The sequence below is a fragment of the Pseudomonas sp. genome (assembly GCF_036404235.1).
GTDB lineage: Bacteria > Pseudomonadota > Gammaproteobacteria > Pseudomonadales > Pseudomonadaceae > Aquipseudomonas.
The window spans coordinates 1-23,463 of record NZ_DASWOT010000113.1; the positions used below are offsets into that span (position 1 = coordinate 1).

The following is a 23,463-nucleotide window of genomic DNA, read 5'->3' on the forward strand; positions in this document are numbered from 1 at the left end:
TGGCCGCGTACAAGCTCCTGGAGATTGCCGTTGGCGTCAAAGCCGGTAGTCAAATCCAGCGATGTATCGCCATCGGGCAGGCTGCGATTACTGTCCGTCGCCACCTCCATCGTGCGGGTAAATGACTGGGCGCCGACATGCCGCATTTGCAGCAGATTTGCGCCTGCGTCGTAGCTGTAAGTCTGGGTGTAGTTGCTCAACTTGTTAGGATCGGCAATCGGTGTTTGTAAGTCGGGCAGGGCAGGCCCGTGACTGGGGCCAGTCGAGACTTCCCATCCGCTGGCCTGGATCAGTTGATACAGGCTGTCATAGCAATAACGGTTAATCGGCTCGATTTTCTGGTTGGCAAAAAAGCGCGTGTTTTGTGCGCGATCTTCGATCTCGATGATGTTGCCGACCGGATCATAGGCGTAGGTCAGATCCTGCAAAGCGGTTTCGTCGGCAAGGCCTGTGCGCAGTTCAACCAACCGACCCTGACGGGGCTCGTACACGTACTGATTGGTTGTGCCGTTGCCAGCGGTTTGCTGTTCGAGCTGGCCGAAGGCGTTGTACTGCACGTCGCTGACCAGCAGTAGTGACTGGCTTTCACCCATCAACTGCAACGTTACACCGCTCAATTGTCCGGCCACCGTGTGTAAGAGCGCCTGGGTATTTCCTCTGGCGTCGGTCTGCTCGACTGTTTCGGCCAAGGCGTTGAACTGCCACCTGCTGGTCCATGTTTGTGCCTCCAGCCATTCGTCACGTTCTGGCACATTGATCGGCCAGTCAGGCGTTTCAGGCTTGAGTAGAAACTGACGTATTTCGCACAATGGCGAGCCGTGCAAGCCATAGCTGGGCAGTTGGAGTGCGCCTGCGGTGTCGTCGTGACGGATCAAGCGATTGCACTGATTCTCGGTCGACGCGTCCGGGCCGCCGTAGATGAAGCGCTCCACGGTTGAAGGCAAGCCGTCTGTGGCGATTTCGCTGATCGCCGTCGGGCGTCGCAAGTGATCGTATTCGATGTGTTGCTGGTTGCCACGGCCATCCCAACGAGTCAGAAGCTCACCGCTTGCACCTGTCAGGCTTAGCTGCCAGCCTGCGTCGACACTGTCTTCCAGTAGTGTTTGCCCCGATAGACTGTGGATCGCCCAGGTGTTTGGTCGCGGTGCGGTCCCCCACAGGCGTGGATCCCAATCGGCAACATTTCGGCCTGCACAATCCCACATGTGGCGGGTCACTTGTGTTTCGGGCGAGGTGTGTTCGGCCTTGCGCAGATACGCGACTTCGCGGATCGATAAGTCCCTTGGGTCATTCACGTGAAGTTTTGGCGTATGGCTATGCATGCTCACAAGGTTGACGTCCGTGTCATGTATCGATGCTTTGAGCGTAGGAGAGATCCGCGCCCATATGCTTATAAGCAGGGGCGCAGAGACAGGCGGTTGATGTTTGACCTCATCCATCTGTCCGTCCGTTTCCACGCGGTCTGCGTGTAGTACTAGGCTGTTACCCGCTGTTTTGGATGTGGCTTGATACTGCGCCCATCAGACAATCACCCACGAAGAGTACACAGGTCATGGCGGCGAAGAAGATTCTTATGCTGGTTGGCGACTACGTCGAAGATTACGAAGTGATGGTGCCGTTCCAGGCGCTGTCAATGGTGGGTCATACCGTGCATGCCGTGTGCCCAGGCAAGACCAAGGGGCAGACGATTCGTACCGCGATTCATGATTTCGAAGGCGACCAGACTTACAGTGAAAAGCCGGGGCATAACTTTGCCCTGAACTTCAGTTTCGATGACGTGAAGAGCTCAGACTATGACGCGCTGTTGGTGCCCGGTGGTCGTTCACCCGAATACCTGCGCTTGAATGAAAGGGTTCTGGAATTGGTTAGCGAGTTTGGCCGTGACAATAAGCCCATCGCAGCGGTGTGTCATGGCCCGCAGTTACTGGCGGCAACCGACGTACTCAAAGGCAAGTCGTGCAGTGCTTATCCTGCTTGCGCGCCGGAAGTGCGACTGGCGGGCGGCGAGTACGTCGAGATCGGCATGGATGAGGCGCACACTGACGGCAACCTGGTGACCGGCCCGGCATGGCCTGCGCACCCGGCGTGGTTGGCGGCTTTTTTGAAAGTGCTGGGCACGCAAATCATTCTTTAAACACGGTGGCTGAAACGACGTTTTCGCGAGCAAGCTGTTCGCGAGGACGTCAGTTGTGCCAATCGAGGTTTCCGAGCGAGGCGAATAAACCATGTGCGAACTCTACGTAAAAGCCGATCCGATCCTCTACGAGTCACGCTCGCGCTCCCTGCGCATTTGCGGCGTAGTGACGACCTTGAGGCTGGAGAATCAGTTTTGGGATATTTTGTCCGAGATCGCCGAGCATGACGGTATGACCACCAATCAACTGATAACCAAGTTGTATGAGGAGGTCATGGGGTTCAATGGCGAAGTGGTGAATTTTGCTTCGTTCTTGCGGGTGAGTTGTACGCGGTATTTGAGCCAGCGCCGGAGCACGGCGCCGGAGTTGAGTGTGGTGCGTGCGGTGGGCAAGTGAGTGCTTGCTGAGTGTATATCGCGCGGGCAATTGTCAGCTCAAACTTCGTGTGACCCCCAAGGGGTGATTAAAGGCTCGATGGGGGTACACCTCGATATATTCTATGAAGGTTGTTTGCAGCCAATGCAAGGCTATCGGCATTTTCAACGGCCATTGCAGTCGCTATGTTGCTGTTTCGATTGAACACAGCAATGGAGTCGCTTAAGTTTTGAATAGGTTCAGGTCCAGAGTGATGATCCCTTACTCTTGATATGAAATTATGTTCTATCTCGGGGAAACGAGAAAAATAATCAGTGTTCAATCCGCCGCCAACGATGATCTCGGATACGTTCTGGTACGGATCTTCATAGGGCAGAGTTCTACCTGGCAATAGAGAGGGTAATCCGCTTCGGAACAGATACCAATAGTCTTGGGTCGCGGGGCCCACCGTTCTGATTCTGTTGACTCTGCCTAAATGAGAAGCTTCATGGGACAAGGTCACGGGCAAGTCAGGCTCATCTAAACTCTCAATGTTGAGTGAGATACGACCATGAAAATCTCCGGGGATGATGCTGGCAAGACCGCGGTGCTGGCTCAGGCCAATAAATTTTGCTTGCCCCCAGTGTCCCTGATAGTCATGGAGCAGGTCCCTGGTTCTTGTCCACGTGTTGATAATAGTGTTCTGAATGTCTGTATTTTCGTGATGTGCCCCAAAGTAACTGCGCAGGACAGGGGCGCTATGCTCTGGAAATTGACTAATCATCGTTAGCGCGTCTTCGTGCATCGTTTGAGCTTCGAATAATGCTGAACGGATGGAGTGTCTTTGTGGGGCGGTAAACTCAGCAAGCCCCCTGTGAGTGATAGGTCCACCGCTGCGTTCAAATACGCGTTCGATGTCGTCGTTACCTCCTTCATACAATCTCCCGTCTGTATCTTTGTAACAGGTGGGTGTATTGGCGACAAAGCAATAGATATTGAGACCATTGATCACCCCTGCCGGGTCCGGATTAATCCAGTGCATCAACCAGGGCGCGTAATACCTGAAACCATAGTAATAAAGCCCTGTTGCGTCTCGTTCTTTACCTGAGTAACGGACGGTCTTGTACTTGGCGTCCAATGCCGAACGTGCCGCCCACCAAGCCGTTCCACCGTAGGGGTAATAAGTTTCCTGGCTGATCAAGCCTGCTTGCTCGTCCAGTTCCAGAGTGCTCGAACCCAAATGATCACTCAGGCTGTAGCGCAACTGATCGTTGCTGATGTCGCTCGGTTTGCCAGCCTGCCAATGCAGCACGCGCACGCTGTTACGCCCAGCTTGAGCGGTGATGACATGGAGGATGTCGCCGTTTGCGCTGGTGCGTATTTCCAGATTGGGTAAATAGCGCACTTCGTTGATCAGGGTGCGGCCGGAGGTATGAGTGCTGCTGATTTTGCGGCAGCGCTGGCCATTGCCGTCATAGATGAAGGTTTCCTCATCGTTTGGCTCACTGTCACGTTGAACGGTCGTAATCTGGCGCAGTTGATTGCGCACATCCCAGCTCAAATCCTGATCGCGCACCAGTTGCTGAAGATTGCCGTTGGCATCGAAGCTTTTCTCGAAATCCACTGCTCCTTGTCCATCGAGCAGGCTGCGATCGCTGTCTGCGGCTACCCGCATCATGCGGGTAAAGGACTGTGCGCCGACGTGGCGCATTTTCAGCACGTTACCGCCAGCATCGTAGTCGAAGGTTTCGGTGTAGTTGGCCATCTGGTTTGGATCGGGAGGCAGTTTTTGCAGATCAGGCAGCGCCGGTCCCTGGCAGGTGCCGGTTTTGACTTCACGGCCAGTGGCTTCGATCAGTTGATACAGAGTGTCATAGTGGTACTGGTTGATCGGTTCGATGCGCTGGTTGGCGAAGTAACGCACTGGTTGCGTGGCATCTTCGATTTGCACGATATTGCCGACCGGGTCATAACTGTATTTGAGGTGTTGCAACGGCTGAGCGTTGCCCAGGGCTGCGCTGAGTTCGATCAGTCGACCATCATGTGGGTCGTAAAGCGAATGACTGAGCACGCCGTTGCCAGCCGTCTCGCTGTCTACCTGATCGAAGGCGTTGTAGTGGATATCACTGACCAACGTTATGTGAGCATCCGCATCAGCCAATTGCACACATGTTTCTTTTAACTGCCCCGCCGCTGTATGAGCAAAACGTTGGGTGTTGCCCATGGCATCGGTTTGTCTGATGGGTTCGTCCAGTGCATTGAATGCTCTTTCGGTCGTCAGGCCGCCAACCTCCAGCCATGCAGTGCGTTCAGCCACTTCTATTGGCCAATCGGGGGATGCCGGATCAAGCAGGAAATGACGAGTTTCTAGGAGCGCTGAACCCGATAGCCCATATTCCGGCAGATACCGAGAGCCTGCGGTATCGTCATGACGCACCAGTTGATTGCAACTGTTATTGCCAGCGCCATCCGCGCTGCCGTAGGTGAGGCGTTCGACAACCTGATCCTGTTCAGTGATGGAAACGGGGCGCAATAGAGCGTCGTACTCGATCAGGCGCTCAAGACCTCTGCCATCGCGTTCTATCAAGGTTTGGCCCGCACCACCCGGTAACGCCAGTCGCCACCCGGCATCTACGCTTTCGGTCAGTAACGGGTGGCCGGACAAGCTGTACAGCGTGAGCAGGTTCGGTTTTAACGTTTCGCCTTTCTCCATGCGCGCCCACAAGCGCGCGTCCCACTCTGCGTTCAGTCTTCCCGCCAGGTCATAATCTCTGCGAATGATCCTTGGTGTTGGCACGTCATCGGCGAGCACTCGATGAAAGGCTACCCGGCGCACAGCTAACCTGCGACTGTCGATGATGCTCAGCGTTGGCGTTTGCCCATGCAGACAACTCTTCATTTTTGGCTCGCGGCCCTGAGCGCAAGCACTTCCTCTGCCGTATCGTTTTCGTCCTCGCTGATGGTGTACCAGGTCAGGTAGGTTTGTCGGCGCATCCACTCGTTTGCGGTTACGGTGATCGTTGGGCGGCCGAGGGGGTCGTAAAATTGCTTGTCGAAGAACCCCCATTGTCGGTACGAAGCATCGTTGACGTAGCAGGAATTATTGGAGAAATAAGGCCGATAGACTCTGACTGCCAACCCCTTGTTGTTGTATTCCACTTGCTCGCTGACGCGCCAGCGCGGCGACGCCTCCACGACGACGGGTTTGCCGTCGATAATGCTCAGTGAGCCATCGTTATTAACCTGGAATGCCTGACCAGCCTCCACCCATTGTCGGGTCTGCAACGTACGACCAAAACCGTCGAATGACGCCAGTGAGACTCGGGTCTGTTTTTCCGGATCGCCAGGGTAACGGTCTGCTAGCAGCGTCACGCCGTATGCCGGCTCTTCGCCGTTCATCCAACTGAACGCGTCGTAGCAGTGAACGCTGGCGAGGTTGCCAAGGGTTTCATCGGGCTTATGGACCGCACTGCGTGGTGATATCGAATTCAAAAGGGCTTCATCGATGGGGTCGAAACCAACATCCTCGCCCAGTTCGGTGCCATAGAAGCTGGTGGCGCGCAGCATGCCAAAGGCGTCGTAGGCTGCTTCCTGGGTGTTCTGGTTAGGGTCGACGATGCGTCGCGGTTGTAGCGTGCGGTAGTCGTAGGTCGCTGATGTCGCACAGCCTGCAGGATCGGTCAGGCGGGTCACCGCCAGGTGATAGGCGTCGTATTCGACACTGCTCCAGCCATGGCTGCGCGTTGGCCTGAAGGTGGCGATGCTGTAAAAATCTTCGGCGCCCGCATAGGTGTTGAAGCCTCGCTTGATCGACCACAGGTTGAGGTCATCATCAGGCAGGAAGCTTGGCATGCGCTCATACCCGACCTCCAAAAGCTTTGTTGTCAGCTCTTCGGGCGTCATGACCCGGTCATAGGCGGTTAGCGCATGGTCATCGAGCTCTGCGGTTTCGGTGGCATCCGCCAGCGCTATAAACGTCGCCTCGCCATCACCGCAACTCAGGTAGCGCTGCACCGAAAGTCCGGTCAACGTGCGTGGCAGGGCAGCGAGCTTACCCTTCGGATCAATGAATTTTTCGTAGCCGATGTCCTCAGGCGCCAGTGCTGTTGCGGGCACGACCATGGCGTTGCTACGTTGCCGGTACGGCAACCCCAGGCGCCAACTTTGGGCGGCGTCCAGATGGATGAATTCAGCGCGGGCTTCCTGCAGATAGAAACATTGCTGCGCATCGTCGTGTGACGCCTGCCACCAGGTTTGTTGGTACTCGTCCTCGAACGGTGGGGCATCGCCTGCTTTTTTGCGTCTTGCGTAGTTCACCGTCACACCATGGGTCAGCGCACCGAAGGCATCCCAGGCAAGGCTCAGGCTGTGTGCGCACAGCGGGTCATCAGCTTGTCGCTCGTAGTGATAATTGATGGATTCCAAGGCCCGCGGCAGCATCCTTGCGTAAGGCCGAGAAGGGCCGACAGCCTCAAGTTGGCGGACCAGATAACGTGACGTTTGTACCGAATAAGGCACCGATTGCGCCTCGTCGCCATCCAGGCCGAACACCTCGGTGCGCAGCACGGAGCCTGCGAGGGTACGGGCCATCTCGCGCAGGGTGGCTTGATCGGCGTCGGTGATGATCGAGTCGGTCAGACTGGCGGCGTCGTAACGTGTCAGCAGGTGGGCGCCTAATGGCCGAGCGTCTGGGTCGCTGTCGTTGCAGTCGCTGGGCGTGCTCTCGGGGAATCGTCCGGTGTGGAACCATGTTTTGGTGATCACCGGCGCGGTGAAACCCTCGTCCTCAGACTCTGTTGGTAGCTCTGTGTCGGACTGAATCAGCAACCCAAACCCACGAAACTCTCGTTCATGGCCGTCGTAATAGCCGTGTCGGTATTGGAAATGCTGACTCAATCGGTTGCCGGTGATTTGGTCCAGTTGTGTCTGTCTGACCACCAAATGCAGGGCGAAGGGCAGTTCACATATGGGCTGTGCGTGGTTGTCGAGCAATGCACGCTTCTCGTCCAGCCACTCTTGGGCCGAGCTGCGGTACTCGACCGTACTTATTGCCCCCATGTAGTTATTGGTCAATGTCAGCAGGTAAGGCTTGACGGCTGGGTAATCGAAACGCCAGTGGCGAGGCTGCATGTGCGGCACGGTGAGCACCACGCTTGAGCAGCCAAGGCCCTGCAGGTCCGCAACGCTTACCTCACAAAAGCGGTCATAACGCACGCCGTCCGGCCACACCTGGTCGAAGGGTTCGTTGAGTCCATTGCCACCACGGTTCATGAAAATACGCAGGCGGTCTGCTTCCAGATACAGCAAGTCCGTAGCGCCCGAACCGTCCAGGTCGGCCAACCTGACGCTGGCACTGTCGAACGCCTCATAGGTAAATGGCAGCTTGGCGAACAGCTTGCCGGTGCCAAAGCGCCCGTGTCCCAGATTGGGCCAGCACCGGATCTCGTTATGACGGATGCGGATCAAATGTTGTTGGCCCGTACCCAGTACATCACTGAAGGCGACCAGTTCGTTGGGGCTGTCGCTGAGCAGCGGCAACCGGTCGTTCGCGTCGCTATGGTCGACATCTAGACCGGGGGCGAAACCTGCCGCGCGTCGATTGGCATACAAGCGCACGCTACGCGGGCCTATCAACGCCAGATCCGACAGGCCGTCACCGACCAGGTCAGCGAGTTGCCCTAAAGGGTGGAAAAACTCTAAGGGAAAGGCATTGAACGTCGCGAATTTGGACCATGTCCTGTCCGGGTTAAGGGTGAAGACGCCAGCCATGCCAGGCTGGGCAACCAGCCAGTCAAGACGCCCGTCGCCCGTCAGGTCAGTTAACGTTTGTCGAACAGATGCGTGAGCATCGGCCACCGGGATTTCTGGCAACGCACGCCATGGGCCATAGGTCACAGCGTCCACCGAATCAGCATCCACCGCGCGTAACGGCTCGCGGTACAGCCAATTTTTGTCCTCTCGATAGAGCACACCCGAAATGCCTTCGCCATACAGGTCGACCAATTGATACGGCGCGCCGCTGTTCAGACCTGGCATTGCATCGAATTCGCTGAAACGGCCCTCGCCGACATTGAATTCAGCGAACTCCACAATCAGTGGCGGGCGCGACTCAAGTGCCCCTTCGTTGTTTGAAAAGGGTGCAGACAGCGCTTGGTGGTGAACTTCGCTCAGCGTTTGGTAGCCAAGGGCGAGGGTCTTGTATTGCAGCAGCAGGCGGTTGATCAGCCTTGGCTCTGCACCCAGCTCATCGGGAAAGTGATGAAACATCAGTACCTGATGGCAGAGGCGCAGATTGCCGAGTTCAAAACCATAGGCAAAGCTGGAATGAGGGTCGTTGCGTACCGGCCAGAGCGTTGTCGCTTCATAGGTGGGGACCTTTTCCTTGTCAGTGTCACGCTCGCCATAATCGAACAACAGATCGAAGTGCCATTGCAGGTCATTCAGCGAGTCTGGGGTCCAGAGGTAGAGATGAGGATATTGCACCGCATTGCCATATCGCACTCGCCACAGGTAGCGCTGGGCGATGTAGTCGCGATTAGGGTCGCCGCTCAGTCCGACTTCATCTTCAGGTTTGTACTCATACAGGATGTGTTCGCCAATCTCGTTCATCGTTTCTTCCAGCAACCATTGCGCTACGTGGTTGCTGTCAGTGGGGTCTGCCGTGCGTGATCCTGGGTTTTTGCCATACAGCGCAAGGCTTGCGTCCGCGCCATGTATCAGCCAGAAGCCAGGATCACCGGGATTCAGCCGCCAGTGTTCTATCCGGTCGAAGGCGTCTTCTATCCGGGCGAAGTAGCGAATCACTTGATAGGTCTGATCCAGTTCGAGGCCGTTGTAGTTGCTTACCGTCTCGAACTTGAGGGTCTCATCGGCATTCAATTCCGGCAGCCAGACATCGCCGCTTGGCCCAATCATTACGTCGTCATCGGTATACGTGGGCACACCTTTGCTGGCACGGCGGGCCACGCACCCAAGGTTCAGGCTCCAGCCCAATCCGAACAGACCGTTGCCCACGGTGCTCTGATAACTCAAGGCTAAACCTGGCGCATAACCGCGCCCTGGGCTGATCGGCAAGCTGATGTCGAACGACGCCGATCCGGTGGTGCCGACTGCCGACCAGCCCTTGCCGATGCTCTGGATGGCACCACCACCTTTGGGCAGTGCGGGTGCGGAAATACCGGGTTGTTGCTGTTGGTTTTCCATGGCGGTGACTCTCCGTAGTCTCGGTGTTGGCGTGTTTCAGTCCTTTGTCAGAGCACGCATCTTGCGCCGCGCGCCATCTGCCTTGCCGAGCACACCGCCGTTTTCGCTACGTAGAGGATGTGCAGGGTGATCGAGGTGACCGGTGCCAGCTGGGATTCAGAGTTGAGGCGCGTCAATGCCTTGCGCGAACTCATCTCGGTAACGTCGAAGGGGGCCTTAAATCATCTTAATACAGAGGGTTATGCCTCTTAGAATAAGAGGCGATAACGTTTATTTCGATCGGTTCTAGAGGGCTTTGATATCGAACCAATACCTGCAGCGGGCGGTATTAATTCAAGGCATTGAAAAAAGTTGATAGGTAATAACTCAGGATGGGTAATACATCCTGGCTGTCGCAAGTTCGAAGTCAGGGGCATCTGTAAAGGGGCCTCGTTTGTGAGCAAATACCCTTTTCAATACTGAAATTCTGGTTACCGGTGCAGTGGTGGCGGCGCCGTGCATCTTGCCCGTGATTCTCATTGGGGATTGCAGGGTGGCAGCACTGAGCAGGTGGATCTTGCTGGTATAGGCTTCGACCGGTCGCTTGAGCACATTGGCAACGTTTTGTGCGGCTCCGGTTTTTCCTGCCCAGCAAGCCAGTAACACGATCTTCTGGTCTGCCGGATAACCGATGGCCGCGAGTTTGGGGGCAATCAGATGGGTGGCGACATTGGCCGCAGAGTCCGCCTTGCCGTGGGCGTTCATGAGTTGCCCAAAAGGTGAACCGTGGGTCACGAATGCGGCGTAATCGTCATCCCAGAGTCGCTCGATAAACGCGACGTCGCTACCCCCAGGGCTTTTCTCGAAAAGGATATCGGCCTTGCCTATCCGGTGAGCAGGTCGGGTGGTGGCCGACTGTCCGAGCACTCTGGACCTTGCGCGCCCTGGCACACGTGCGGCTCTGGTTGCCAGCCTGGCAGCTGCGGCGGGCGCCACCTTAAGTCCCCCTGTGAACAGGCCAGTTCCCAAGGACACCCAGCCGAGAATGCTCGCGGCTTTTTCATCCTTGCCAGTGGCTTCCAGAATCACAGATGCGATGCCGGTACCCAACGAGACCGCGCTGAGGGTAGCCGCACCGATGGCCATGGCACCGCTGGCGGTAAGCGCCGAAATGCCCACGGCGTAAAGTGACGCAATGGCAGGTGCCGCGACACCGAAGCTGGCAACCATGACTGTGACGCCCAATGCGATGCCGATGCCGCCCGCCACCCAGGTTGTCCAGCTGTGGCCGTCCGGATCGACGCGGTTCACTGGGTCGCCGCCGCAGTAGGCATAGGGATTCAAACCGCCGCGACCGAATGGGCTTTCGCTATCGGGACTGAGGAAACACATCAGAATCGGATCATAGGGGCGATATCCACCGGGGATATACCAGCCGGTGAAGTTATCCACGCGTTCACCGGCAAAACCGAACGGGCTGCGAGCGTCATCGGCTGGCTCGACGCCATGCGCGGTGTATCTGCGGGTGCGCAACTGGCCGTCGTCTTCGAAATGCACGCTGCCGTGTGCATCGGTGCCAAGCAGAATGGTTTTTCGGACATCGGCGGTAAGCTTGCTCAGCGCAAACAGCGAGCTGCCATCGCCTATCAAGGTCAGGCTTTCATCGCTCCGCTGCTCGTGAGTCATTTGACCGTTGCTAAAGAAGCTGCGGGTCAGGGTTCCGTCGAGCAGGCGGTCGGTGAGATTCCCGCTGGGATCGTAGCCGTATTCGCAGGTTTTGCCTTTCTGGCTAACGCTGACCAGGCGGTCCTGAGAGTCCCAGGCGAGGCTGCGCCCGAGGCTGTCTTCGATCACCCGGCCACAGGCGTCGTAGCGCAGATTTATCCGGCTGGGCCAAGACATATGGGTATGGGTGACCTGCACCACTTGAGTAGGGTCGTTTGCGGCGTAGCTGAACACCGCTTCGTCATGCGTATTGTCTTCAAACTGGCTGATAACCTTTTCATAGCCATCCAGCGCGTTGAAGGTGAATACCTGGCCGACGATGCGGTTACCGAATGGATCGGCAGGCGCGGCGACGGCGTTGGCGGTGTAGCGAATCAGTCGACCGCGCAGGTCGTAGGAAAAGGTTTCCTGACCCTGTTGCTCGCCATCGTCCCAGGTGCGTGATGTCACTCGGTCCAGCGCGCAGTAGCCCAGGGTCTGGGTGAAAGTGCGCAGCTTGCCGTCGGTCGTCACCTCGAAGGTGCGGATGTGCTCGCGTCCCAATGTGTCATAAGCGAACCTTTTGACCAGTTGCTGACCGCTGTCCCGATCATGGGTAACGCTCATGGAGGGGCGCGAGAAGTCGTCGTAGCTGAAAATGGTCTGCACGGGGCCGATATTCAACTGCTGCAATCGCCCGTAGGCATCGTATTGGCGCTCATGGACATTGCCTTGGGCGTCGTCGAAGCCGAGCAGCATGCCATTGAGCGAATGCCTCCATTGGGTAATGTGTTCGTGATCATCGACTGCCCAGGTTTCGCTGTCTGTCTGGCCTGAAGCTGTGTAGTTCCAGCGTTGTGACCCAAGTGTCCCGCTGGTAGAGATGGGTTGGGCGAGGCGCGGGTCATAGGTGATTCGATGGGCGGTTTCACCTGTTGGCGCTATGCCGAGCAGTTGATTGTCCAGTTGAGGCTCATAGGTAAAGTCGACCCGTTTGCCATCGGGCAGGGTGTTGGCAGCCGGAGGTAATTGGTCTTTCCGGTAATGAAACCGGGTGGTACGGCCCCCCGATTCGACAGTGCGTTGGCGACCAAGGCCGTCGAAGGTCTGACGACCCATGACCAGTGGGGCGGTTAACGGATTGGCGATAGTCATACGTTTGCCTCCTTGGCGGGTGTGACGGTGATCGACTCAGGATGGTCTGCGTCGCTGTGGGGTGCATAGCGCCAAGTGACGGTCGTGCCGTCCGGCAATTGGCGTTCGATCACGCGTGAATAGGCGTCAAATCGGGATCGAGTGACGATGTTAGGTTGCCCATCGACCTTGATACGCTCCTCAATGACCCGATCCAGGCCATCGCGGATCAGTTGGGTGGTGCGAACCAGGCGATCGTCCTCGTCAAACAGTTGATGTTCAATCGGGCTCCCTGCGACGTTGGTCAATGTCACCCTGCGTGGGCCGCGTTTGTTCGTGCTTTGCTGCCACTGCTCGTTGCGTCGCAATATAGGGTCGTGACGGCTGTGGGAAATGACGCCGTCTGGCGCTTCCACGCTTGAGACATTGCCCCAGTCGTCATGGCGCGTGAGGGTGTTGCGCACCAGCGGATGGGGATTGTTGGGCAGCCAGTCCTGCACGCGCTGATTAACCGGACGACCTTGTGCGTCATAAACGGTGCGTGCGATTTCATGGAATACGCCCGGCGCGTGATCAAGGTCTTCCAGTTCGACACGCACGGTCCGTCCCGCGCCATCGAGCCAACTGCGCTTGCGTTGGCCGGTGACGTCGGTTTGCTCGATAAGGACGGGATTGATCTGGTCGTCTGCACGGTTTTGGTAAGCGAACGCGTCTTCGATGTGGTATCGGGTGGTGTTCGCGGCCTCGTAGGCGCTGCCCTGGGCGACAACCGTGCGTACTACGCGGTCAAGCGCATCGTGCTCGTAGCGGGTTTGCATTCCTGTGCTGCTCTGCTCAAGGATGGTCAGCCCGGTGAGAAGCGATTGAGTACTGCTGCTGATATCGCGGTTCTCGGCATCGTTTTCGAAGCCATGGACGGTGATCTCAGTCTTCAGCCCGTTGTCGTTGATCTCGTAATGATACGAGGTGCTGGTGGCCCTGCCATTGAGCGTATTGATCGAGCCTGCGTCCCGGCCATAGTGAGCGTTACGGGTCTTTACGTAGCTTTGGCGCGTGGTTTCCAACACCCGGTCGTGCGTGGTATCACGCACTTGTTCGCTCACCACGACCGCGTGTGACAGGCCGTCTTCGAGCAGCGAATCCAGTGTTTGGTAGGTGTAGTTGATCGAGATCACCGCAGCTTCGTTTTCGACACCGTCTGGCCCGCGTGCCGGGATCACGGTATTTTGTTTCAGATACCTGACCATGCCCAATGCATCGGGGGGGCAGCCTTCGGCTCCCTGCGCGGGGTAATACTCACTGTGCTCTTCTACGCCTGTGGGGTAACGGATGTACAAGACGTTTGCGTAGTCGTCATACCGATATAGGGTCTGTTCACTACGATGTGCATTGATACGGCTGTGATCGATATAGGTGGTCACTGTTTTGTGAGGCAGTTGGCACCACGCAGGTTGCTGTTCCCAGGTGAGGTGCGGATCGACTCCGTAGAGTGTGTCGACACGTGCTTCGCACGGGCCTTGCCTGGACACCTCTTGGGTCTGCAAGTGAAACCTGTTCCAGGTCCGGGTGATGGTGGCCAGCAACTTGTCGTTGTTGTCGCGCTGGGTTTCGATGACTTCGTAGTTGTAGTCTCGTTCGACCTGATAAAGGTTGTCACGCCCCTGCTGCCAATTGAAACTCTGGTCGCTGCCGAAGCCCAGGAAGTTATGCTCGCCGATCCATTGGTAGGTCCGATAGAGTTCGCAACCATGCCCCCCCGCGCAATGTGTCCAACCGGCAACTCGCGGCAGGTATGGGAACGGAGCGCCCGCAGGCATAAGGTGGCCGTCATCACCCGTTGCCCACAACACGGTGTCCCAGGCGCCCATCGGCCCTGAGAGTTCGACGGGTAACAGCAGTTGTGCATCCGGGCCCACGGGATATGTCTCGTAAGAAAACGAGAAGGGCCTCTCAATCTCCGGCAGATAGACGCTGCTGAGCTGACCATTGCTTAGTAGCAGGCGAATGGTGGTGCTGCCAAGGTCGCTGTCCGGGTTGTTGATGAAATGTATTTCTTCATTTTCGCGGACGATACGCAGCAGTGTCCGGGTCTCGTCGCGAATCTTCTCGATGATGCTGTGGCCGTTGTCGATAGGCAGCCAATCGATGAATAAGCAACGTCCTTCGACTGTACGCCGCTCGGTGAGTAGATAATTGCCACTGTCCTGCAGTTTGAGAATTTCACTTTCACCTGACTTCAGGTCCACTCTGAAACTGTCGTCCGTTAGCCGCGTGACCACCAGTGAACGCAGCTTGTAATCGAGCAGTGTCAGCTTGCCGCCAACGCTCAAGTCTGTGCTTTCCCAATCCACCGCGAATTGCTCGCCCGATGTCAGGCGCAACGTGGGGCCATTTGGGTTGAGGTTAAGCTCTGACAGATTCAGCGACCAGCCAAAACCGAACCCATGGTTTTGCGTTGATCCCAGAGTACTGAAAGCAAGTGTCGGAGTGAGAGTGGGGCCCGCGAGGTTATTGGCGGGCACAGTTGCCAGGCTCATGGCAAGTGTGAACTGCCCGGTTCTGGGGTCGACACCGGTTTTGACAAAGCCCAGAAAGTTACTGGCTTGCGAATGAACTTCATAAGTTGACATGTTTTACCCTTTGCAGGTTTTGCAATTAAGAGCGTGCAGTCATGGCTGTGCCGCGACGTTGGATGACAGCGCAGCACACCTGCACGCTTTTGAGGGAAGTACGGCTTTGAGGTGATTCAGGCGATCCTAGTCAAAGCGCTTGAAGCCGATGCGATTACCCTCATCGGTCTGAATGAATTCGATCTTTCTTTCATTACCGTACTGATCGATAACACCCCAGACGCTTCGCTCTGATTCATTCTGCGGCCTGTTATAAGAAACCTCGTGTGTGGTCGCGCGCACGAGGTTCATTTGTCCGGCCCTGCGGTTTAGCGTGATGCTATTTGTACCCGCAGTGAACGCTCTTTTTGGGCCGACCTCGAATGCATAGTGGGTGTACCAGGAGGCAATAACGTTCTGTCCCGCGTCCGACCTTGTTTCGTAGCAATAACGGTAATACCAATCGTCGTTATAAAAGCTGTCATAAGGTTCGCTGTAGTACTCAGTGTAGGGGGTCGATTTGACGATTTGGTACTGAGGATTTTTGAACTTCAGGTAGTAAAGATCCATGTCTACGCGGTCTGTCGACAGTTCATTCACTGCACTCAACTCGAAGTCATTTTCGTCATAGCGCCTTGGAGTAATGGACTCGATGATAATTGACGAGTTGAAAGCACCGCCATCGGTCACGTGGTAAGTGCTTTCATCCTTTGAGATGCGGGCATACACCCTGTCGAGCGAGCCGCCCGTGCGTGAAGACGAAATATAAAAGCGCTTGCGTCGGACCGGCCCCCTGATTTCGAGGTTGCTGGGCGCAGAGCCAGTGTCTGCGAAGTACTGGTAGAGAGGGTCCCTGTTAAGAGAGGCCTTCAGCCCACCTGTGAGCTCGCGGTAGACTCCGTCATCGTCGAGCGTGACGAGCGCAATAGAGGCCAGCTGTTTATCGGTAATCGTCCCGTGGTTGCGAGGCGCGACGATGACAGTGGCCTCAAGCTGTTGGCGACCATTGCCAAACACCATGTTGGCGCTGGAGGTTATTTCGACTTTGAATTGACTGAGCCAGGTATTGGCCGTATTGGATATATTCATAATCCCATCCTTGGTGTTGTGAATAGACGCTATTTAAATTCCCTGAGTTGATCCTCGGTATATAAATATGTATTGCATTACAGCTATTTTGTTTCATGTTGTTTTTTTATGCCGTATGAGCCTGAATGTCGATGGCGTCGGCGCCCTTTCGGAATATTTTGCTATAGGGATTAGTTCGATTGGGAATAACGGCGGCTACTGTTAGTTGTGATAATTGCATTCTGTTGTAGAGTTTGTGATAGGCAGGCTTGGCACAGTCTCTCGGTAGTCGAAAAGAATATTAATATTCCTGACACTGATGAAATAGGGGATCGCCATGTCGATGCATACAAACACCCCAATGCTGCTGGTGCGGGAGCCGCGGGGGCTGACGACGCGCGTTGTCCAGTTCTGTCGGGCGCAGGCGAACAGCGCATCAGAAGCCCGTATTTCCTGGCAATGCTATAGCGAGGCGGGGTTTGCGGTGCGCAGCCGTGATCCGCGGCTGTTTGCCTTGGCTCAAACCGACGACGTGACCCCGTTCAATCTGAGCCAGGTTTTCAGTTTATCCGGCATGGTGTTATCGACTGAGAGTGTTGATGCAGGTTGGCATGTCGGTTTGAACGGTGAAGCAGGGCAGGGACTTGAGCGCTGGGACGGACGCGGCACGCATACCTCTACTGATTTTGACGATGTGCTGCGTCCGTTGGCCATTCATGAGCAGGGCAAGGATGAGCCATCACGTACCCGTGAGCGATTCAGTTATGCAGGCAGCGATGCGGATGCGGCCAATCACAACCTCTGTGGTCAATTAGCTCGTCACGACGATACTGCGGGTGCCCATTGGTTTGAGGAGTACGCGCTGACAGGCGCGGTGATCAGGCAGCAGCAGCGTTTTCTGGCATCGCCAAGCCCGTCGGATTGGCCGTTGGCCGATTTGGATCGCGACAAATTGCTGGAAGCAGTGGACGGCCAGATCAGTCTTCGGTGTTTGACTCCCTTGGGCGAAGTGCTCAGCCAGACTGATGCTCAGGGAAATACCCAGCGCTTTGGCAACTCGGTTGCCGGAGCACTCAAAAATGTCCGCCTGCAACTGAGCGGGCAGGCTGAGCAGGATCTGGTCACTGACATTCAATACAACGCTTTTGGTCAGGTCCAAAGCGAGACTGCCGGTAATGGGGTGATGACCGCAAATACTTACGACGCTGTCGACGGGCGCCTGCTGCGGCTTACGGCTCGCAAGGCTGATAACGCTGCGCTGCAAGACCTGAGCTACGAATACGATCCTGTGGGCAACATTTTGCGCATTGAGGACTTTGTGCAGACAACGAGATATTTCCGCAATCAGGCCATTGATCCTATCAGTACCTATGTCTACGACACGCTTTACCAACTGATCCAAGCCAATGGGCGTGAGGCTATCGATGCGACGATTGGGCCGTTTCTGCCAGGTTTTCAGACTCATGCATCTGATCCTGAGCAAATGGCCAATTACACCCAGCGCTACGACTACGACGCGGGAGGCAACCTGCAAACGCTGACCCATGCTGGCAGCCAGGGCTATACCCGACGCCAGGTCACCGCCCGTTATAGCAATCGAAGCCTGCCGGTGGTGGACGGGCAGGCTTGCGGCGAAGCTGAGCTGGCGGCGGGGTTTGACGCCAATGGCAATCTGCGGCAATTGCTGCAAGGACAGGCATTGACCTGGGATCTGCGCAATCAGTTGCAGCAGGTGACGACCGTTGTACGTACTGCCAGTGAGGATGACTACGAATGTTACTTCTACGACGGGTCAGGGCAACGTCAGCGAAAGGTACGGATTACCTTGGCCGCCAATGTTACTCATCGTGCTGAAGTCCGTTATTTGCCGGGGCTGGAAGTTCGCACCGATACGGCGACCGGAGAAAACCTACACGTGATAAGCGTGTCGGCAGGGCGTAATAACGTGCGGGTATTACATTGGGTTGACGGCAAACCCCCCGGTCTGAGCAATGACCAACTGCGCTATAGCCTGAGCGATCACTTGGGTTCCAGTACCCTGGAGTTGGATGACGCGGCCAATCTCATCAGTCAGGAAAGTTATTATCCGTTCGGCGGGACATCCTGGTGGGCAGGTCGCAACGCGATTGAAGCCAAGTACAAAACGGTTCGTTATTCAGGCCAGGAGCGGGACCTGAGCGGGCTTTACTACTACGGCGTTCGGTATTACGCGTCCTGGCTGTTTCGGTGGATCAATCCCGACCCTGCTGGCGTTGCTTATGGTCTGAATCTATATGCGATGGTGGGAAATCAGCCAATCAGCAGATTCGACTCCCACGGCCTACAGCCAGTTGAATTGAATGGCAAGCTGAGGGCCGTCGCTAAACAAACAGCGATTAAGCTATTTAGTACGGAAGGTGTATTGAGTCCCTTCATGCGTGAAGAGGTGAACAATGAAACTCAGAGCTGGATGCACCGAGAAATTCGGAAGCTGACTCATGGGACTACCGAAAAAGCCTACAGTGCAGCGGTATGGGGACCTAAAGTTTGGCAGTATGCGGCGGAAAATTTTTTCCCAATGCAAAAAATGCTGGCGGAAGATCGTGCTGGAATGACGCCCAATGAAAAGCAAGGGATGCATATTTTTTGGTCGACAAACGCGGGAGCTCGCTACATCAACGATACAACCAGAAGTTTTACTTCTGGGAGTGCCACAGCACCTTTGTCGATTAAAACCGCTGGAGGCAACGCGCTGGCCGAGCTTTCTACAAATAATGGCGACTCGACGGTGAAGCTTACACATACGCGTAGGAGTGGTATGTTCGACCCCGCCATCAAGATGTTAGGGAAGTATGAGGGGCAGGCCGATTCAATGGCGAGATTGTTTACTGCATCCTTGGGCAATGTCATGAGCGGCGAGCTCTATCGGGGGGGCAGAGTCAAGCATGTTGAGGATTTCAGGGAGGGAGTTGTGATTAGGACCAGTGGGTTTACCGCCTTTACGCCAGATGAGTCCATTGCCAAAAGCTTCACAAATAAGTTTCATGATTCTGAGTTCATAGGCAGCACTTCTCCGGTACTTTTCATCGTTCAGGGCGGCGCTCAGGAAATCACCTCAATGACCGAAGAAGAGGGGCTATTTCTACCCAATATAAATTTCACTATCACCAGTACGCGTTCTGCCGATCGTCATCTCAACGTCTTTCTGAAGCAGGGAGGCGCGCAGCCAACGCACTGGATTTAATGTTGAGTCGTAAGTTTGTGCCCGACTTATGCAAAAAACCCGGCTTGGCGCCGGGCTTTTTGGTTGGGTGTTGGCGATTACTGCACTTCTACCGCCAGGCTCTCACTGATCTTTTTCTGCCATATCGCAGGACCTGTGATGTGTACCGACTCGCCTTTACTGTCGACTGCAACGGTCACCGGCATGTCTTTGACGTCGAACTCGTAGATCGCTTCCATGCCCAGTTCAGGGAATGCCAGCACTTGCGACTTCTTGATCGCCTGAGCGACGAGGTAGGCAGCGCCACCGACAGCCATCAGGTAAACAGCCTTGTTGTCCTTGATCGCTTCGATGGCGGCTGGGCCGCGCTCGGATTTGCCGATCATGCCCAGCAGGCCGGTTTGCTCAAGGATCTGACGGGTGAACTTGTCCATGCGCGTGGCGGTAGTCGGACCGGCAGGCCCTACTACTTCGTCACGTACCGGATCGACCGGACCCACGTAATAGATGAAACGACCTTTGAGATCCACGGGCAGTGTTTCACCCCTGTTCAGCATCTCGACCATGCGCTTGTGCGCGGCATCGCGACCGGTGAGCATTTTGCCGTTGAGCAGGACGGTTTCGCCCGGCTTCCAGCTCTGTACGTCTTCGGGGGTCAGGGTATCGAGGTTGACGCGGCGCGCCGACGGGCCGGCTTCCCAGACGATCTCCGGGTAGGCGTCCAGCGGTGGTGCTTCCAGCGAAGCAGGGCCGGAACCGTCGAGCACAAAGTGCGCGTGACGGGTGGCGGCGCAGTTGGGGATCATGCACACCGGCAGCGAAGCTGCGTGGGTTGGGTAATCCATGATCTTTACGTCGAGCACGGTGGTCAGGCCGCCGAGGCCCTGGGCGCCGATGCCCAGTTGGTTGACCTTCTCGAACAGCTCCAGGCGCAGTTCTTCGATACGGTTGGAGGGGCCGCGTTTCTTCAGCTCATGGATGTCGATGGAGTCCATCAACACTTGCTTGGCCATGATGGCGGCTTTCTCGGCGGTGCCGCCGATGCCGAGCATGCCGGGTGGACACCAGCCAGCGCCCATGGTCGGAACGGTTTTCAGTACCCAGTCAACGATCGAGTCGGACGGGTTGAGCATCGCCATCTTCGATTTGTTTTCCGAGCCGCCGCCCTTGGCCGCTACGTCCACTTCCACGGTGTTTCCCGGGACGATGGAGTAATGGATGACTGCCGGAGTGTTGTCCTTGGTGTTTTTGCGAGCGCCCGCCGGGTCGGCGAGGATCGAGGCACGCAGGACGTTTTCCGGCAGATTGTAGGCGCGACGCACGCCTTCGTTGATCATGTCGTCCAGGCTCATGGTCGCGCCATCCCAGCGCACATCCATACCGACGCGCACGAAAACGGTGACGATGCCGGTGTCCTGGCAGATTGGCCGATGGCCGGTCGCGCACATGCGCGAGTTGATCAAGATCTGCGCCATGGCATCGCGTGCTGCAGGCGATTCTTCGCGTAGATAGGCCTCATGCATGGCCTGGATGAAGTCAACGGGATGGTAGTAGGAAATGAACTGCAGGGCGTCTGCGACACTCTGGATCAGATCGTCTTGCTTGATCACGGTCATAGGGGGCGCGCTCCTCTGATTTGGCGGGAACATACGATTTGCTGTTTTCGACAGTACCGCTACGGTCTGACGAAATCGTCTTGATTAAGCGTTAGTCAGGCGTGCCGAGTGTCTACATCGACGGTGTCGGCATAAATAAAGGCGCCGAAGTATAACCTGCGGTCAGCGTGGGTACACCCGCTGTGCGGCAGTCGTTAGTCGAAGGTCGTCCATTTTTTGTGCAGCAGATAGGTGCAGGGGCCGTGGTTGATCAGCTGGAGCACTAGAATTGATTAGTCAATTTTCAGCGTAGGCACTACAGTGGCAGACTGCCTGCTTTGCCGATTAGTCTGATAGGAACTCGTTTAGTCGCGAGCATCGGATGGTGCTGCGGGGCATCTTGCCTGTACGGGATGGATCCTTTTTACGCATGATGAGCATCAAGTGACCGACAAAATCATACAGCGACTCTTGCTGAAGCGTTTTACCCTTGCTGTCAGCACCTATTTGCTGGTCATTGCGCTTGTCTGGGTGGCGATATTGACAGGTTGCTATCAGGCGCCGTTGTCTGTGGCCTGGATCAGTATCGCTCTTGTATTACTGATGCTGGTGGCGCTGGGCATTACGTTTTTATCCGGCTTCAATCGGCGCTTCAAAGACCCCAGTCTGACTGAACTTCAGGTATTGCTGGCGCTGGGCTGGCAAACCTGGCTCTTGGGTCAGTTCGACAGCGCCCGGGGCACGTTCCTGATTGTCTATGTGTTGATTCTGCTCTTTGGCCTTTTTCACCTCACGCCGAAGATATTCACCCGTTGCGCTTTGCTGGCGTTCTTGGGTTTTGCTGGCGTGAATCTTTGGGATGCCCTGAATCACCGCTTGCACGACCCCAACCTGGCAGCTTTACAGACGTGTGTACTCTTCGTCGTGCTGTGCTGGTTGTGCTTATACGCCCGCTTCGTGCAGAGTTCGCGTCATCGCATGCATCAACGGCGGGTGACGTTGCAGGCGCACCAGGACACCCTGCGCGGCATGATGTTTCAACTCGAAGAACTGGCTTCCACCGATGAGTTGACCAATCTCTACAACCGCCGGCATTTTCTTCGCATCGCTACGCTTGAGCTGGAAATGATGGACGGTAATTACACCCAGGGGCTGGCGTTGATAGACCTTGATCATTTCAAGCACGTCAACGATGTATATGGTCATGCCGCAGGTGATCGGGTGCTGCAAGCGTTCGCTGCCAGCGCGATCGAGTGTCTGCGGGAAGACGACATCCTGGCGCGTTACGGTGGTGAAGAGTTCGTGCTGTTGATCCCGCGTTGTACATGCGCGCAACTTTTCGATTGTTGCGAGCGCATTCGTCAGGCGTTTGAACGGGTGCAGGTCGCTGGTTTGTCCGAGCTGGACTTGAGTTTGTCCGTTGGCATGACCCTGCTCGAAACCGGGAATGACCTAGACAAAGCCTTGCAGCGAGCAGATCAGGCGCTGTATCGCGCCAAGCACAATGGCCGCAATCGCTGTAGTGGTTCGTGGGAATACGCCGATGCCTGAGTTACGCGTTGGTGATCGGCAGTGGTCGGTCATGGCATCCAGTAATCTGCTGGATGCACTGAACAGTGCGGGGATTTCGGTGCCATACAGCTGCCGCGCTGGCAGTTGTCACACCTGTCTGGTGCGTTGTATTTCCGGCGAGCCGCTGGATGCCTTACCGCGGGCACTGGACGCCGGCAAGCGTGAGCAGGGTTGGCGGTTGGCCTGTCAATGCCGCGTGGTTGAAGACTTGAGCGTCGAAATCTTCGACCCGCTGCGTGATGGTTTGCCGGCAAAAGTGGTCGGCGTGGATTGGCTCAGTGCTGATGTGCTGCGCTTGCGCCTTCAGCCCGAGCGGCCGTTGCGCTATCGGGCCGGTCAACATCTTGTGCTATGGACCTCAAACGGCGTTGCGCGACCTTATTCGCTGGCAAGCCTGCCCGGCGAAGACGCGTTTCTTGAGTTTCATCTGGATTGCCATCGCCCCGGTGCATTTGTCGATGCCGCCCGGCAGTTCAAGATGGGTGATCCGGTCAGGCTCGGCGAGCTGCGTGGCGGCGCGCTGCAATATGACCCTGACTGGCAAGAACGACCGCTATTGCTCCTGGCGGCAGGCACCGGACTCGGCCCGTTGTGGGGCGTGCTGCGTGAAGCGCTACGTCAGGAGCATCAGGGCCCAATCCGCTTGGTGCATTTGGCGCGTGATAGCAGTGAGCATTATCTTGCAGAGGCGCTGCGTGGGCTGGCAGTCGAGCATCCACAGTTACAGGTTGAGTTGATCGAGATGAGCGGCTTTCAAGCGTCATTGGCTGCGCTGCGGGTCACGTCTCGTCACACCATAGCGTTGTTGTGTGGATCTCCCGGCAGTGTGGAAAGTTATTGCAAACGCTTGTACATCGCTGGATTGCCCCGCACTCAACTGCTGGCGGATGTATTTCTGCAGAAGGTGC

At 56.2% G+C, this 23,463-nt stretch carries 11 protein-coding genes and 1 pseudogene; 5 read left to right on the forward strand and 7 right to left on the reverse strand.

Features of this window, described 5'->3' with window-relative positions; translation table 11 throughout:
- The coding region (locus VGC62_RS14080; protein ID WP_414705800.1) for an RHS repeat domain-containing protein at nt 1-1,328 on the reverse strand (1,328 nt) is incomplete at its 3' end.
- A 224-nt stretch (nt 1,329-1,552) separates the two neighbouring features.
- Here VGC62_RS14080 and VGC62_RS14085 point away from each other — a divergent pair.
- Nucleotides 1,553-2,134: a DJ-1/PfpI family protein gene (locus VGC62_RS14085; RefSeq protein ID WP_331187697.1), complete on the forward strand. Its 582-nt coding sequence runs from the start codon at nt 1,553-1,555 to the stop codon at nt 2,132-2,134.
- Nucleotides 2,135-2,225: 91 nt separating this feature from the next.
- Nucleotides 2,226-2,531, forward strand: a complete 306-nt coding sequence (locus VGC62_RS14090; protein ID WP_331187698.1) for a ribbon-helix-helix domain-containing protein — start codon at nt 2,226-2,228, stop codon at nt 2,529-2,531.
- Between the two features lie 67 nt (nt 2,532-2,598).
- Here VGC62_RS14090 and VGC62_RS14095 read toward each other — a convergent pair whose 3' ends face one another.
- From VGC62_RS14095 to VGC62_RS14115, 5 genes are all read right to left on the reverse strand, one after another.
- Nucleotides 2,599-5,388 carry an RHS repeat-associated core domain-containing protein gene (locus VGC62_RS14095; RefSeq protein ID WP_331187699.1) on the reverse strand — a complete coding sequence of 930 codons (2,790 nt, stop codon included), beginning with the start codon at nt 5,386-5,388 and terminating at the stop codon, nt 2,599-2,601.
- A complete protein-coding gene (locus VGC62_RS14100) occupies nt 5,385-9,692 on the reverse strand; it encodes a SpvB/TcaC N-terminal domain-containing protein (RefSeq protein WP_331187700.1) in 4,308 nt (1,435 codons plus the stop codon). The genes VGC62_RS14095 and VGC62_RS14100 overlap by 4 nt, the downstream gene beginning before the upstream one ends.
- Nucleotides 9,693-10,058: 366 nt before the next feature.
- Nucleotides 10,059-12,530 (reverse strand): RHS repeat-associated core domain-containing protein, encoded by a 2,472-nt coding sequence (locus VGC62_RS14105; protein WP_331187701.1) that lies wholly within the window; start codon nt 12,528-12,530, stop codon nt 10,059-10,061.
- Nucleotides 12,527-15,139 (reverse strand): hypothetical protein, encoded by a 2,613-nt coding sequence (locus tag VGC62_RS14110; protein WP_331187702.1) that lies wholly within the window; start codon nt 15,137-15,139, stop codon nt 12,527-12,529. The genes VGC62_RS14105 and VGC62_RS14110 overlap by 4 nt, the downstream gene beginning before the upstream one ends.
- Before the next feature lie 126 nt (nt 15,140-15,265).
- Nucleotides 15,266-16,207, reverse strand: coding sequence for a hypothetical protein (locus VGC62_RS14115; protein WP_331187703.1), 942 nt, complete (start codon nt 16,205-16,207; stop codon nt 15,266-15,268).
- A 316-nt stretch (nt 16,208-16,523) separates the two neighbouring features.
- Between VGC62_RS14115 and VGC62_RS14120 the strand changes: the two genes are divergently transcribed.
- Nucleotides 16,524-19,409 carry an RHS repeat-associated core domain-containing protein gene (locus VGC62_RS14120; RefSeq protein WP_331187704.1) on the forward strand — a complete coding sequence of 962 codons (2,886 nt, stop codon included), beginning with the start codon at nt 16,524-16,526 and terminating at the stop codon, nt 19,407-19,409.
- Between the two features lie 77 nt (nt 19,410-19,486).
- Here VGC62_RS14120 and VGC62_RS14125 read toward each other — a convergent pair whose 3' ends face one another.
- The gene (locus VGC62_RS14125) at nt 19,487-21,004 is read right to left on the reverse strand and encodes a fumarate hydratase (RefSeq protein ID WP_331187705.1); all 1,518 of its coding nucleotides are present in this window, start codon (nt 21,002-21,004) and stop codon (nt 19,487-19,489) included.
- A 423-nt stretch (nt 21,005-21,427) separates the two neighbouring features.
- Here VGC62_RS14125 and VGC62_RS14130 point away from each other — a divergent pair, with 423 nt between their 5' ends.
- Together VGC62_RS14130 and VGC62_RS14135 are read left to right on the forward strand one after the other, a co-directional pair.
- Nucleotides 21,428-22,534, forward strand: coding sequence for a diguanylate cyclase (locus VGC62_RS14130; RefSeq protein WP_331187706.1), 1,107 nt, complete (start codon nt 21,428-21,430; stop codon nt 22,532-22,534).
- Nucleotides 22,527-23,459 (forward strand): annotated as a pseudogene (locus VGC62_RS14135) (iron-sulfur-binding ferredoxin reductase); the annotation flags it as partial. The gene VGC62_RS14130 and the pseudogene VGC62_RS14135, both read left to right, overlap by 8 nt.
- Between the last annotated feature and the right edge of the window lie 4 nt (nt 23,460-23,463).